Raw genomic sequence first — 13,515 nt, forward strand, 5'->3', positions numbered from 1 at the left:
TTGCTCCGCTGGGCCGGACGGCGCGGCCGGCGCGCGCACGCCCCTCCCGTTCGTACGTTGATCATATGATCACCAGCTTCAGATACCGGGCGGTCGCGCCGGCCTGCTCCCTGTGCGTGGCGGGCGTGCTGGCGTTCACTCCCGCCACGGCCGCCGCCGCGCCGCTCGCCGGCCGGCCCCACAGCGCCGCCTGGCCCCGCGGCGGGGAGCCCGCGCCCCCCGCCCCCCGGGCCGCCGTCCCCGCCCCGTCCCTGCTCTACCGCTCCGGCGTCCAGGTCCGCCCGCGCCGGGGAGCCCCCGAGGTGCCGGACCTGTCGGCGCTGTCCTGGCTGGTCGCCGACGCCGGCAGCGGCCAGGTGCTGGCGGCGAGCGAGGCGCACCGCCCGCTGCCGCCCGCCAGCACCCTGAAGACCCTGTTCGCCCTCACCGCGCTGCCGAAACTGCCCAGCGGAATGCAGCACACGGTGAGCTACCGGGAACTGGCCGACGTGGCCGAGGGCAGCAGCCTGGTCGGGGTCGAGGAGGGACACAGCTACCGGGTGGCGGACCTGTGGCGCGGGGTCTTCCTCAGCTCCGGCAACGACGCCGTGCACGTCCTCGCCTCCCTGGACGGGGGCTGGGAGACCACCGCCCACCGGATGCAGGCCAACGCCCGCGCCATGGGCGCGCTGGACACCCATGTGCTGTCGCCGGACGGCTACGACACCCCCGGCCAGGTCTCCTCCGCCTACGACCTCGCCGTCTTCGGCCGGGAGGGCCTGCGCAACCCCGACTTCGCCACGTACTGCTCCACCGCCCAGGCGGAGTTCCCGGGTGACGGTTCGCCGTACGCCATCGAGAACACCAACCGGCTGCTGACCGGCGCGGACGGCGTCGCGCCCTACCCGGGCCTGATCGGCATCAAGAACGGCTACACCAGCAACGCGGGCAACACCCTCGTGGCCGCCGCCCGCCGGGGCGGACACACCCTCGTGGTGACGGTGATGAACCCGCAGAGCGGCGGCGGCTTCGCGGTGTACGAGGAGGCCCGCGCGCTGCTCGACTGGGGTTTCGCCGCGAACGGGCTGGTGGACCCGGTCGGTTCGCTGGACGGGCTGCGGCCGAAATCCAGGCCGGCCGCCTCCGCGGCACCGGTGGCGGCCGCCGTGAACACGGCGGCGGGCGACGACTCGGGCTGGTCCGGCACGGCCGTCGGGGTGGGGCTGGCCGGGCTCGGCGCGGGAGCGGTGGCGCTGGCGCTGCGGGCCAGGGGCAGGGGCAGGGACAGGGACAGGGCCGCGCGCGGCTGACCGACCGGCAGGCCGAGCAGCCGCCCCGGGGTGACCCAGGTGGGAAGGTTGCGCCCGAGGAAGCCGTCCGGCCCTGGGCGTCGTCGGCCCACAGCCACACCACGCTGCCGCACAGCACCGCGTACAGCACGCCCGCGAGGCACCGGCGCCCGGCGCGCAGCAGCACGGCGGGAGGGCAGCGGCCACACCAGGTGGTGCACCCGGGTGATCGGGCTGACCAGGCAGGCGGCCACCCCGGAGAGGGCGAAGGCCGCCGTCCGGTCGCGGGCGCCGCCCGGCGGATCCGCCACGCCCGGACGCACGGGGTCGGCAGCACCGCCGTCGCCCACAGCGGGCGGCCCGTCTCGCCGAGCCGGGCCGGCACGCCCTGGAGCGACCGGTTGGAGACGTAGTCCAGACGGCCCACCCGGCCGGTGTCCCACAGCGCCTCGGTCCAGTAAGAACCGGGAGGCGGGGGGGCCACTTGCCCGGCCGCCCGACGGGTCCTGGGGGCGGGGCCTCCAAGGGGCGCGGAGTCGGATTGGTCAGAACACCGACAGTCCGGTCAGCGTCGTGAACCGGTCGAGGGCGGCCACGCCCGCCACCGAGTTGCCGCGCTCGTCCAGGCCCGGGCTCCACACGCACAGCGTGCACCGGCCCGGTACGACGGCGATGATCCCGCCGCCGACCCCGCTCTTGCCGGGCAGCCCGACCCGGTAGGCGAAGTCACCGGCCGCGTCATAGGTGCCGCAGGTCAGCATGACCGCGTTGACCTGCTTGGCCTGGCTCTTGGTGAGCAGCCTGCTGCCGTCGGCGCGGATGCCGTGCCGGGCGAGGAAGCCGGTGGCGAGCGCGAGGTCGGCGCAGGAGGCGGCGATGGAGCACTGCCGGAAGTACTGGTCGAGCAGGACCGGCACCTCGTTGTCGACGTTGCCGTAGGACGCCATGAAGTGGGCGAGGGCGGCGTTGCGGTCGCCGTGCGCGGTCTCGGAGGCGGCGACCTCCCGGTCGAAGTCCAGTCCCGGGTTGCCGCTCTCCGCCCGCAGAAAGGCCAGCAGTTCGCCTGCCGCGTCGCCGGTGCGGGTCTGGAGGCGGTCGGTGACGACGAGGGCGCCCGCGTTGATGAAGGGGTTGCGCGGGATGCCGTTCTCGTACTCCAGCTGGACCAGGGAGTTGAACGGGTTGCCGGAGGGCTCCCGGCCGACGTGCTCCCAGAGTTCGTCGCCCTCGCGGGCCAGGTCCAGGGCGAGGGTGAACACCTTGGTGATGGACTGGGCGGAGAACGGCTGCCGCCACTCCCCCACCCCGTACACCGTGCCGTCCAGCTCGGCGACGGCCATGCCGAAGCTGCGGGGGTCGCGGGCGGCGAGCGCCGGTATGTAGTCGGCGGCGCGGCCCCGGCCCGGGGTGTGCTCCAGCTCCTCGGCTATGCGCTCCAGGACCGGCAAGAAGGTACGGGACGACGTCGTTGTCATGATCACCATTGTGCCTCCCCGCCGCTCCCGGAGCCCACTCGCCCATGCCCCGAGACCGGACGTCACCGCAGGTCAGGCGGCCGGTGCCCCGCTGCCCGCGACGATCTCGGGGCGCAGCAGCCCGGCCAGCGTCCCGGCCGGCAACAGGCCCTTCTCCAGGACCAGTTCGGCCACCCCGCGGCCGGTGGCAAGGGCCTCCTTGGCGATCTCGGTGGCGGCCGTGTAGCCGATGTGCGGGTTGAGCGCGGTGACCAGTCCGATGGAGTTCTCCACGCTCGCGCGCAGCCGCTCGGTGTTCGCGGTGATGCCGTTCACGCAGCGCTCGGCCAGCGTCAGGCAGGCCCGCCGCAGATGCGTGACGGACTCCGACAGGGAGTGCAGGATGATCGGCTCGAAGGCGTTGAGCTGGAGCTGCCCGGCCTCCGCGGCCATGGTGATGGCGACGTCGTTGCCGATCACCTCGAAAGCGACCTGGTTGACCACCTCGGGGATGACCGGGTTGACCTTGCCCGGCATGATCGACGAACCGGCCTGCACCGGCGGCAGGTTGATCTCGCCGAGCCCGGCGCGCGGGCCGGAGGACAGCAGCCGCAGGTCGTTGCAGCTCTTGGAGAGCTTGACCGCGATCCGCTTGAGCACGCCGGACATCTGGACGAAGGCCCCGCAGTCCTGGGTGGCCTCGACCAGGTTGGCGGCGGTGACCAGCGGCAGCCCGGTGATCGCGGACAGGTGACGGCGGGCGGCCTCGGCGTACCCGGACGGCGCGTTGATCCCGGTACCGATGGCGGTGGCGCCCAGGTTGATCTCGTGGATCAGCTCGACGGCCTCGGCGAGACGGCTGCGGTCCTCCTCGATCATGACGGCGAACGCGGAGAACTCCTGACCGAGCGTCATGGGCACCGCGTCCTGCAACTGTGTACGGCCCATCTTGAGCACGTCACGGAACTCCACGGACTTGCCGGCGAACGCGTCCTGGAGTACGGCCATCGCCTTGAGCAGTCCACGTACCGCGAAGATCGTCGCTATCTTGACGGCGGTCGGGTAGACGTCATTGGTTGACTGGCTCAGGTTGACGTCCTCGTTGGGGTGTACATACATGTACTCGCCCTTGGCGTGGCCGAGCAGTTCCAGCGCCCGGTTCGCGACGACCTCGTTGGCGTTCATGTTGGTCGACGTGCCGGCGCCGCCCTGGATGACGTCCACCACGAACTGGTCGTGCAGGGCGCCCTGGCGGATCTCCCGGCAGGCGGCCACGATCGCCGCGGCCTTCGCCGGTTCCAGCAGCCCCAGTTCCTCGTTCGCGAGGGCGGCGGCCTCCTTGACGGCGGCCAGGGCGTCGATCAGGTGCGGGTACGCCGAGATCGGCGTCCCGGTGATGGGGAAGTTCTCGGTCGCCCGCAGGGTGTGCACACCCCAGTAGGCGTCGGCGGGCACGTCCCGGTCGCCGAGCAGATCGTGTTCGCGGCGGGTGGCGGTCATGGGAGAAGGGCCTCTTTCTGAGGTACGGAGGTGAGGGCGCCTTGCGCGGGGGCGCGGGGCAGCGGGGCCGGGAGCGCCCCTGCGCGAGGGCGCGGGGCCGGTGGGCGGCCGGCGCCGTGTGGCGCGGCCGGCCGCGGGCGGCGCTCGGTGGCGGGTCCGGTCAGGCCGCGCCGAGGCCGTCCACGACGCGCACGGATCCCACCGGCACCCCGCCTCCCAGCAGCGGCGCTCCCGAGAACCCGGTCAGCAGCGCGGAGTCCACCCCGGCCAGCGCCAGCGCTGCCGCGGCGACCGGCACCCGCGCCCGGTCCGCGCCGTCCGCTATCTTCACGGCCACCGCCCGTCCGTCCGGCAGCGCGGCGACCTGCACGCCCTCGAAGCCGTCCTTGGCGAGCAGCCCCGGCACGGCCCGCATCAGCGCGGCGACGTCACGGGTGGCGCCGGAGGCCATCTCGGCGTGGGCGCGCATCGCGTCGGCGACCCGGGCCTCGGGCGTGCCGGGGGCGGCGGTGACGACGCGGGACAGGGCGCGGGCGAGGCCGGTCAGGGAGATGGCGAACAGGGGGGCGCCGCAGCCGTCCACGGTGACCCGCGCGACCCGCTGCCCGGTCAGCTCCTCGACGGTCTCGCGGATCGCCCGCTGCAACGGGTGCTCCGGGTCCAGGTAGTCCGGCAGCGACCAGCCGTTGAGCTTCGCGGTCCACAGCATGGCCGCGTGCTTGCCGGAGCAGTTCTGGGCGAGCCGGGAGGGCGCCCGGCCCGCGCGGACCCAGCTGTCGCGGACGGTGGGGTCGAAGGGCAGGTCGGGAACGTTGCGCAGGTCGTCCTCGGCGAGTCCGGCCAGTTCGAGGATGCGCCGGGTGCCGGCGAGGTGGCGCTCCTCGCCGGAGTGGCTGGCGGCGGCCAGGGAAAGCAGCTCGCCGTCCAGCGGCAGTCCGGCCCGCAGCATGGCGACGGCCTGGAGGGGCTTGACCGCCGAGCGGGGGTAGAACGCGGCCTCGGCGTCGCCGAGCCGGTGCTTGACGGTGCCGTCGGCGCCGAGGACGACGACGGAGCCGTGGTGGACGCCCTCGATGACGCCGCCGCGGACGAGCTGGGCGACGGGGGCGTGGCGGGGCGCGCGGACGACGGGCGCGTCGGCGAGGGAGGTGCTGAACATCACTGCCTGTATCGGGGGGGTCGGGGCGGCCGGGTCGCGGGTCACGCGGCGGCGCCGGTGGGGAGGTGCGCTGTGCGGGGGTGGTACCGGCCGCGGTCGGCGCGATGCCGGCCGTCGGCGGGCGGGGCACGGTGGTGCTCCTGGCGCCGTCGTCGGCATACGGAAATCGGCCTACGGAAATCGGGGTACAGAAATCGGGATACGGAGGTCGGTATACAAAAGCCGGTATACAAAAGCCCGCACACAGGACCCGATCTACGGAATCCGGCGAACCGCATCCGGCAGACGGAAGCCGGCAGTCAGTCGTACCCGGTCTTCGGTATTCAGCCGTCGGTGTACGGCGGCCGGGAGTACCGCTCGTTCACGGCTCCACCGCGCCGCTCACGGCCGCGGCCGGTGGCCGGGTGCGGACGATCTCGGTGAGGGTGCGCTCGACACGGTCCAGGTGGTGGCTCATGGCCGCGACCGCGTCCGGTTCGCAGCCGTCGGCCAGGGCCTCGACGATCGCGCGGTGTTCGCGGTTGGACTGCTCGCGGCGGCCGCCGAGTTCGTTGAGGAAGGCCGACTGGCGCGCCAGGGCGTCGCGGATCTCCTCGATGACCCGGCGGAAGACCGGGTTCTGGGCGGCCTCGGCCACGGTGAGGTGGAAGAGGGTGTCCATCGCGACCCAGGCGGTGGTGTCCGTCTCCCGTTCCATCCGGTCCAGCAGGTGGGCCAGCCGGTCCAGGTGGTCCGGGGCGCGGCGCAGGGCCGCGTAGCCGGCCACCGGGATCTCGATGTGCCGGCGCACCTCCAGCAGATCGCTGGCCGCGTAGTCGCCGAAGGTGGGGTCCTCCACCGCGTTGGCGACGACGAAGGTGCCCTTGCCGGTGCGCGAGACGGTGAGGCCCATCACCTGGAGCGCGCGCAGCGCCTCGCGCAGCACCGGCCGGGAGACCTCCAGGGTGCGTCCCAGCTCGGCCTCGGAGGGCAGCTTGTCGCCGATGGCGTAGTCGCCGCGTTCGATGGCGCCGCGGAGGTGGCCGAGGACCGCTTCCATGGCGCTCACACGCCGCGGACCCCGACCACCTGTCTGGCTGTCTGACAGGTTCACGAGGCCGATACTCCGGCCTGCCCGGCCGCTCTGTCAAGGCGGGCCGGGAACGCGCACGGGGCGCGGCGCCCGGCTGCGGGCGTCCGCGCCCCGTGGGTGGGCGGTGGGGACCGGCTCAGGCGTTGAGCACACCGGTGCCGAGCAGGCCCAGCAGGGCCACGCCGATGACGATGCGGTAGATCACGAAGGCGTTGAAGGAGTGCTTGGCGACGAATTTCAGCAGCCAGGCGATGGACGCGTAGGCGACGACGAAGGAGACGAGGGTGCCGACGGCCAGCGGAGCGGCGCCGACGCCCGCGCCGAGGGCGTCCTTCAGCTCGTAGATGCCGGCGCCGGTGAGCGCGGGGATGCCGAGGAAGAAGGAGAGCCGGGTGGCGGCGACGCGGTCCAGGTCCAGTACGAGGGCGGTGGACATGGTGGCGCCGGAGCGGGAGAAGCCGGGGAAGAGCAGGGCGAGGATCTGCGAGCAGCCCACCCACATCGCGTCCTTGAAGGACGTGTCGTCCTCACCGCGCTTGTGGCGGCCCATCTGGTCCGCGCACCACATCACCCCGGAGCCGACGATCAGCGAACCGGCGACCACCCACAGCGAGGCCAGCGGCCCGTCGATCAGCGGCTTGGCGGCGAGGCCCACCAGCACGATCGGGACGGTGGCGGCGATCACCCACCAGGCGAACTTGTAGTCGTGGTGGTAGCGCTCCTCGCGGTTGGTCAGACCGCGGAACCAGGCGGAGACGATCCGCTTGATGTCCTTGAAGAAGTACACGAGCACGGCGGCGATGGCGCCGACCTGGATGACTGCGGAGAACCCGACGACGGACTTGTCGTCGACGGGGATGCTCATAAGTCCCTCGGCGATCTTGAGGTGACCGGTGGAGGACACCGGGAGGAACTCGGTCACCCCCTCGACGACACCGAGGATGACGGCCTGGCCGACAGAGATGGCGGTCATGGGATCCAGTTCTGAGGAGAGTAGGTCGACAGTGCTGTAGACGGTGGATGGTGCGTTGCTTGGTGCGTCCGGTGCTGCGGGTGGCGCCCGGGCCTACAGAGCGCGGGCGAGGAAGACCCCGGCGCAAGCCGCCGCGAGGCCGGCCGCCACGCTCGCGACGACGTTGACCGAAGCGTAGAGGCCGGAACCGGCCTCGGTCAGGCGCAGGGTCTCGTAGGAGAAGGTCGAGTACGTCGTCAGCGCCCCGCACAGGCCGGTGCCGAGCAGGAGCTGCACATGGGGCCCGGCGGCCCCGGTGGCGGCGAGGCCGGTGACCAGCCCGAGGACCAGGCTGCCGACGACGTTCACCACGTAGGTGCCCCAGGGGAAGACGGAGTCGTGCCGGGCCTGTACGGCGCGGTCCGTGAGGTAGCGCAGGGGGGCGCCGACCATCGCTCCGAGGACGACCAGCAGCCAGTTCACGGCGATCCCCCGCCATGCGGAGCCGCGGGGCCCTGATCCGCCGCGCGGCCGACGTACCGTACGACCTCGCACTCGTCCAGCGTGACCAGGCCCTCGCGGACCAGCTCGTCCAGCTCCGGCAGGAAGGCCCGGACCCGCTCCTCGGTGTCCACCACGACCACCGCGACCGGCAGGTCCTCGCTGAGCGAGAGCAGGCGGGAGGTGTGGATGCGGGAGGAGGCGCCGAAGCCCTCGATGCCCCGGAAGACGCTGGCCCCGGCGAGCCCGGCGGCGTGCGCGCGGTGCACGATCTCGCTGTAGAGGGGCTTGTGGTGCCAGGTGTCGTCCTCGCCGATGTAGACGGTCAGCCGGAGCGCGCGGCCGGTGAGTGAGGTCATGGCTGCTGCCTTCCGATGAGCATCTTGCGGGCGACGGTCGAGGCGAGCCACACCGCCGCGAGGGCCGCGCAGGGCGTCGCCACGAGGTAGACGAGCCCGGCCCCGGGGCGGCCGACGTCGACCAGCCTGCGGATGTCGACGGTGTAGGTGGAGAAGGTGGTGAAGCCGCCGAGGACGCCGGTGCCGAAGAACGGGCGGACGAGGCGGTGGGCGGCCCACACCTCGGTGATGAACACCATGAACACGCCCATCACGCCGCAGCCGATGAGGTTGGTCCAGAAGGTCGCCCAGGGAAAGCCGCCCGGCGGGGTGGGCAGGGCCAGGGCGAGCCCGTAGCGGGCGCACGCACCGAGGGCGCCGCCGGCCGCGACCACCGCGACGACGGGTGCCTGGGCGCGCCACCGCGAGCGCCTGCGCGCCGCGGACCGGACGTGAAGGGTGTCGGCTTCGGGGGTTGTCATTGCTCTACGTCTCCTGCTCGGCCGACCCCGTGGGTGATCACGGCCGGCACCAGCGTACCGCCGCGACGGGCGGGTTCCGGCCAGGCTGGGACCGTGCGGGCGGGCCTTGCGCAGGCCGCGCGGAATCGTTCATCCACGCGTGCCGAACCGTTCATCCACCGTTCCCCGGTCGGTCCTCGGAGCGGCCCGCGCTCAGCGCGTTCCGGGTCTGACCGGACCCGACTCGCAGGCGAGGACCACCGCCTGGGCGCGGTCGCGCAGGCCGAGTTTGGCGAAGACGCGGGACATGTGGTGCCTCCGGGCGTGGTCCGGACCGGGCTGGGGCGCGTGCGGCGCGGAGTCGGTGCTGCCGCCCGGCGAGTGAGGCGGTAACCGGTCAGGATCGGAGAAGCCGTGGCGTGCTCCCCCGGCCTAGCGTGGGAGCGCCGACGGACAGACCGTCGGGCCTCGTGTCCGGAAGACTCCGGAAGCCTCCCCAAGGAGTGGATCCCATGACCACCGACTCCCTGACCGCCGGCGTGCGGACGATCGTCTACCCCGTCAAGGACGCGGCGCGGGCCAAGGCCCTGTTCAGTGCGTTGCTGGGTGTCGAGCCGTACGCGGACGAGCCCTACTACATCGGTTTCAAGGCCGCCGGGCAGGACGTCGGGCTCGACCCGAACGGGCACGCGCAGGGGCTGACCGGGCCGGTGCCCTTCTGGCACGTGAGCGATCTGCGGGAGCGGCTCGCGGGCCTGCTGGCGGCGGGCGCGGAGATCGTCCAGGACGTGCGGGACGTGGGCAACGGCAGGCTCGTGGCCTCGGTGAAGGACGCCGACGGCAACATGGTCGGGCTCCTCCAGGACCCGGCCACCGAAAAGTAGTTGCACACTCAACGACTGGCTGGACCGGTGCTACGGTGCCGGTATGGCAGTGAAGACGGCCGACGCCCGGCTGGAGGAACGGTGGCGGGACATCCTCGCCGTGCACGCGCGCACGATGTGCGAGATAGACCGGGCACTGGCCCCCTACGGGCTGGGGGCCAGCGACTTCGAGGTGCTGGACATCCTGGCCGCCGAGTCGCCCCACCAGGGTGATCACTGCCGGGTGCAGAACCTGGTCGGCCGGGTGCATCTCAGCCAGAGCGCGCTGTCCCGGCTGATCGGCCGTCTGGAGAAGGACGGCCTGGTGGAACGCTCGGTGTGCACGGAGGACCGCCGCGGCGTGTGGGTCGCCCTCACCCCCAAGGGCCGCGCCCTGTACGCCGAGGTGCTGCCGCTGCAACGGGCCGTGCTGACGCGGATGCTGTCGGAGCGGGGGAACCAGGCGCCGTCGGAGACGTAGGCGTCGTCGTGCGGGCTCCAGGCATGACGCGGGCCCCAGGCATGACGCGGGCCACAGGGGTTGCGCGGACCACAGGGGCTGTGCGGGCCGTGGAAGGCGTGCGGGCCCCGTAGGGGTCATCCCGGACGTCGGTCCACGGGGCGTCTGGGCGGCAGCGAGGCCGTCGGGAAGTCACGGGGACCCGTCCACAGGGCCGGTACCGCGTCGCAGCGGCGGCACAGCTCGTAGGCGACGGCCTCGTAGTTGACCCGCCAGCCGCGGAAGTGGGGCCATGCCTCCCGCGGGGTGCGTTCGGCGCGGAAACCGGCCGCGTCCAGCATCTCCACGGCCGCGTCGAACTCGGCGTAGGTGAGCCGGACGGGCGCCTCGGGAGAGGGGTCGGCGTCGAAGGAGATGCGCACCGCGCGTGCGATGTCGCGCAGGGCGCTGAAGCCGGCACGCAGCACCAGACGGGCCTCCGGTGGCGCGGTCTTCGGGTCCAGGGCGAGCTGGAGCGCGGCCGCGTCCATCACGGCGACCAGCGCCACCAGCCAGCTGCGGTGCGGGCGCGGGGAGCGGAAGGTCAGCAGCACGGGATAGGTCGAGTGACTCTCGCCCATGTCCGAGGCCAGCCGCTCCCACGCCCGGTACAGCTCGGGCAGCGCCGTCTCGGTGTCGACCAGCCACTGCCGGGCCAGGATCTCCGGGCCCCAGGAGGGCTCCCCCGCCCGGGCCTGGAGCAGGGTGACCTCCACTTCGCGGCGGTTGTAGGCCGCGTAGAGGGTGGGCAGGTAGGCGATCTGGAGCGCGATCAGGACGGGCCCGGTGGCCGCGGCGACGAAGTCCAGCAGCGACAGCTTCAGCCGGGCGCCGCTGGCGAAGCCGAGCGTGAACAGGCTGGAACCGGCCTCCCGGAACGCGACGTCCCAGGGCAGCGAGGACACCGCGAGCAGCAGCAGACCGAACCCGAAGAAGGCGCCGACCAGCCAGCTGGCGAGCATGCCCATCAGCATCAGGGGGGCCAGCCAGGTCTGGGCCCGGTCGATGGCCTCGTAGCCACCGCGCAGCGCCGACAGCCGCAGGAGCCTGCGCAGCAGCCACCACAGCCGGAACACCAGGCTGGAGTAGAGGCCGCGGGGAACCACGAGGGTGCGCAGGACGCTGCTCAGCACGACGGCGAGCAGCAGGGCACCTACCGTGCCGGCGATGTATTCCATGGGCTCATTTTGTCGCCCACGGCGAGAGGTGATCCGCTTCTCCGACGGCCACGGGTGCGTCGCCGCCGGTCACGCCCCACGCGGCGCGGCCGCGGATCGGGTCCGCTCGCGCGCCGTGCGGGGCCCGCTCAGCGGGCCAGCAGGGTGCGCACTCCCTGTGAGGTGAGGGTCAGGGCGTGCGAGGAACTGCCGTCTATCGCCAGCGAGAGGTCCTCGTCCGGCCACTGGGAGGCCAGCGCGCCCAGCGGGATGAGGCGGTAGCGCGAGACGAAGGGCAGCAGTTCGGCCATCTCGCCCTCCGTGGTGAACACCGGGACGACCTGATCACCTCCGGGCTGTTCCAGGACGGGCAGGGCCACCGTGGTGGCGTCGGCGCCCTCCCCGTCGATCGCGTCGTCCGGCACGGGGACGAGCACGTCGCTGTGGGCGAGGGTGTCCAGGGCCCTCTGGTCCTCGGCATCGGCGGCCAGGGCGTCCAGCGCCTGCTGGGCCGGCGTCGGCTGGGCCTCGTGTGCGGGTGTCTCCATGGCAGATCCCCAGATAGCGGTGGTCGTACGGGCCACCCGGGCGGAGTTGCCCGGGCGGGCTCCCGCCTCGCGTACCCGGTGCGCGCCCCGGGCATGCGTGGGAATCGTCGGCGGCTCACGCGTTGAGGAACTCCTCGCCGGGCGCGGGACTCGGCGCCAGGGCCTCCTGGGCACGCACCCGGCGCCGGCCGAGCAGCAGGGTGCCGAGGAAGGAGAGCGCGAGGGCGACCACGACGCCCAGGTTGGCGTACGCCCAGGCGCCGGCACGGCCGCCGAGGCCGAGCGGCCGGAGCAGATAGCCCTGCCAGCCCAGCCAGTGCGCGGCGGTGTTGGTGACCAGGCCCCAGCCGACGGCCGTGGCGGCGAGGGTGAGCAGCGGCGGCACCAGGGGGATGTCGCCGTAGCGGCCGTGCGGGCGGTAGAGGTCGCCGTCGTCGTAGTTCCGGCGGCGCAGCGCGAGGTCCCCGAGCATCACGCCGGACCAGGCGGCGATGGGCACGCCGAGCGTGGTCAGGAAGCCCATGAACTGGCCGAGGAAGCCGCCGGCGAAGAACACGATGTAGACGGAGCCGGCGATCATCAGGCAGCCGTCCCACAGCGCGGCCAGATAGCGGGGCACGCGCAGCCCGGCGGAGAGCAGCGCGAGACCCGAGGAGTAGATGTCGAGGACCGCGCCGCCGACCAGGCTGAGCACGGCCACCACGGCGAACGGCACCAGGAACCAGGTGGGCAGGATGGTGGTCAGCGCGCCGATCGGGTCGTCGGCGATGGCGCGGCTCAGCCGTGGCGAGGAGCCGGCCAGCAGCGCGCCGAACACCAGCAGCAGCACGGGGGCCAGCGAGCCGCCGAAAGCGGTCCAGCCGATCACGCCCAGGCTGGAGGAGTCACGGGGCAGATAGCGGGAGTAGTCGGCGGCGGCGTTGATCCAGCCGAGGCCGAAGCCGGCCATCATGAACACCAGCGCGCCCATCATCTGCTGCGCCGAGCCGCCCGGCACCGCCTTGACGGCGTCCCAGTCGACGTGGTGGGCGACGAGGCCGACGTAGACGAGGGTCAGCACGCCGGCGATCACGGTGATGGCGGTCTGCAACCGCATGATCAGGTCGAAGCCCATGACACCGGCGACGACGGTCAGCGCGGCCACCACCATCAGGGCGACCGCCTTGGTCTCCGCGCCGCCGCCCCAGCCGAGGCTGGTGAAGACGGTAGCGGTGGCCAGGGTGGCGAGCGAGATGAGGGCGGTCTCCCAGCCGACCGTGAGCATCCAGGAGACCACCGAGGGCAGCCGGTTGCCGCGCACCCCGTAGGCGGCGCGGCTGAGCACCATGGTGGGCGCCGAGCCGCGTTTGCCGGCGACCGAGACGAAGCCGCACAGCAGGAAGGAGACGACGATGCCGACCGTGCCGGCGAGGAGCGCCTGCCAGAAGGAGATGCCGAAGCCGAACGCGAAGGCGCCGTAACCGAGCCCGAGGACGGAGACGTTCGCGCCGAACCAGGGCCAGAACAGCATGCGCGGGGTGCCCCTGCGGTCCGCGTCCCCGATCACGTCGAGCCCGTGCGTCTCCAGCTGGATCGGGCGGGCGGCGGCTCTGTCGTGGGTGATGCGGAGGGGGTCGTGCGAATGCGTCATCACGGCCTGCCTGTCCTGAACGTGTCCAGCTCACGCTAGGTCGGCACGTCGAGGGCCGCAACGCAGGCGGCACCGGTGCCGGGGCGGGTCGGCGCGCCCGCCGATCCCGCTCC

Annotated in this window: 14 protein-coding genes and 1 pseudogene; 3 read left to right on the forward strand and 12 right to left on the reverse strand. The window is 72.9% G+C overall.

All coding sequences use genetic code 11. The features are described from left to right. The first annotated feature begins 65 nt into the window (after nucleotides 1-65). Nucleotides 66-1,289: a D-alanyl-D-alanine carboxypeptidase family protein gene (locus ACSP97_RS04315; protein WP_440556369.1), complete on the forward strand. Its 1,224-nt coding sequence runs from the start codon at nucleotides 66-68 to the stop codon at nucleotides 1,287-1,289. A 524-nt stretch (nucleotides 1,290-1,813) separates the two neighbouring features. Here the strand turns inward: ACSP97_RS04315 and ACSP97_RS04320 are convergent. From ACSP97_RS04320 to ACSP97_RS04360, 9 genes and pseudogenes are all read right to left on the reverse strand, one after another. Continuing rightward, nucleotides 1,814-2,752 carry a glutaminase gene (locus ACSP97_RS04320; RefSeq protein WP_355148977.1) on the reverse strand — a complete coding sequence of 313 codons (939 nt, stop codon included), beginning with the start codon at nucleotides 2,750-2,752 and terminating at the stop codon, nucleotides 1,814-1,816. 63 nt (nucleotides 2,753-2,815) lie between these two features. Next, nucleotides 2,816-4,222: an aspartate ammonia-lyase gene (aspA, locus tag ACSP97_RS04325; RefSeq protein ID WP_074991286.1), complete on the reverse strand. Its 1,407-nt coding sequence runs from the start codon at nucleotides 4,220-4,222 to the stop codon at nucleotides 2,816-2,818. 160 nt (nucleotides 4,223-4,382) lie between these two features. Continuing rightward, nucleotides 4,383-5,381 carry an asparaginase gene (locus ACSP97_RS04330; protein ID WP_355527136.1) on the reverse strand — a complete coding sequence of 333 codons (999 nt, stop codon included), beginning with the start codon at nucleotides 5,379-5,381 and terminating at the stop codon, nucleotides 4,383-4,385. 361 nt (nucleotides 5,382-5,742) lie between these two features. Further along, nucleotides 5,743-6,420: a FadR/GntR family transcriptional regulator gene (locus tag ACSP97_RS04335; RefSeq protein ID WP_355527328.1), complete on the reverse strand. Its 678-nt coding sequence runs from the start codon at nucleotides 6,418-6,420 to the stop codon at nucleotides 5,743-5,745. A 169-nt stretch (nucleotides 6,421-6,589) separates the two neighbouring features. Further along, nucleotides 6,590-7,426: an undecaprenyl-diphosphate phosphatase gene (locus tag ACSP97_RS04340; protein ID WP_355527133.1), complete on the reverse strand. Its 837-nt coding sequence runs from the start codon at nucleotides 7,424-7,426 to the stop codon at nucleotides 6,590-6,592. Between the two features lie 93 nt (nucleotides 7,427-7,519). After that, entirely contained in the window at nucleotides 7,520-7,888 is a 369-nt protein-coding gene (gene crcB / locus ACSP97_RS04345) for a fluoride efflux transporter CrcB (RefSeq protein ID WP_440556371.1), read from the reverse strand. Next, nucleotides 7,885-8,265 (reverse strand): DUF190 domain-containing protein, encoded by a 381-nt coding sequence (locus tag ACSP97_RS04350; RefSeq protein ID WP_355148989.1) that lies wholly within the window; start codon nucleotides 8,263-8,265, stop codon nucleotides 7,885-7,887. Before ACSP97_RS04350 ends, crcB (ACSP97_RS04345) begins: the two co-directional genes overlap by 4 nt. Continuing rightward, nucleotides 8,262-8,726: a fluoride efflux transporter CrcB gene (gene crcB / locus ACSP97_RS04355; protein WP_440556372.1), complete on the reverse strand. Its 465-nt coding sequence runs from the start codon at nucleotides 8,724-8,726 to the stop codon at nucleotides 8,262-8,264. Before crcB (ACSP97_RS04355) ends, ACSP97_RS04350 begins: the two co-directional genes overlap by 4 nt. A 192-nt stretch (nucleotides 8,727-8,918) precedes the next feature. Then, nucleotides 8,919-9,017 (reverse strand): annotated as a pseudogene (locus tag ACSP97_RS04360) (DNA-binding response regulator); the annotation flags it as partial. A gap of 215 nt (nucleotides 9,018-9,232) precedes the next feature. On the opposite strand from ACSP97_RS04360, the gene ACSP97_RS04365 reads away from it, so the two are divergent. Both ACSP97_RS04365 and ACSP97_RS04370 read left to right on the forward strand, forming a co-directional pair. Continuing rightward, nucleotides 9,233-9,589: a VOC family protein gene (locus ACSP97_RS04365; protein ID WP_358297241.1), complete on the forward strand. Its 357-nt coding sequence runs from the start codon at nucleotides 9,233-9,235 to the stop codon at nucleotides 9,587-9,589. Between the two features lie 43 nt (nucleotides 9,590-9,632). Further along, a complete protein-coding gene (locus ACSP97_RS04370) occupies nucleotides 9,633-10,049 on the forward strand; it encodes a MarR family winged helix-turn-helix transcriptional regulator (protein WP_355527125.1) in 417 nt (138 codons plus the stop codon). 116 nt (nucleotides 10,050-10,165) lie between these two features. Here ACSP97_RS04370 and ACSP97_RS04375 read toward each other — a convergent pair whose 3' ends face one another. The 3 genes from ACSP97_RS04375 to ACSP97_RS04385 form a co-directional block, all read right to left on the reverse strand. Then, a complete protein-coding gene (locus ACSP97_RS04375) occupies nucleotides 10,166-11,245 on the reverse strand; it encodes a hypothetical protein (RefSeq protein WP_440556374.1) in 1,080 nt (359 codons plus the stop codon). A 128-nt stretch (nucleotides 11,246-11,373) separates the two neighbouring features. Beyond that, nucleotides 11,374-11,772 (reverse strand): SseB family protein, encoded by a 399-nt coding sequence (locus tag ACSP97_RS04380; protein ID WP_355327006.1) that lies wholly within the window; start codon nucleotides 11,770-11,772, stop codon nucleotides 11,374-11,376. A 115-nt stretch (nucleotides 11,773-11,887) separates the two neighbouring features. Beyond that, on the reverse strand, nucleotides 11,888-13,402 hold the full coding sequence (locus ACSP97_RS04385; protein WP_440556376.1) for a purine-cytosine permease family protein: 1,515 nt from the start codon (nucleotides 13,400-13,402) through the stop codon (nucleotides 11,888-11,890). Between the last annotated feature and the right edge of the window lie 113 nt (nucleotides 13,403-13,515).

The organism is Streptomyces sp. SCPE 10, from assembly GCF_051980735.1.
Lineage (GTDB): Bacteria > Actinomycetota > Actinomycetes > Streptomycetales > Streptomycetaceae > Streptomyces > Streptomyces misionensis.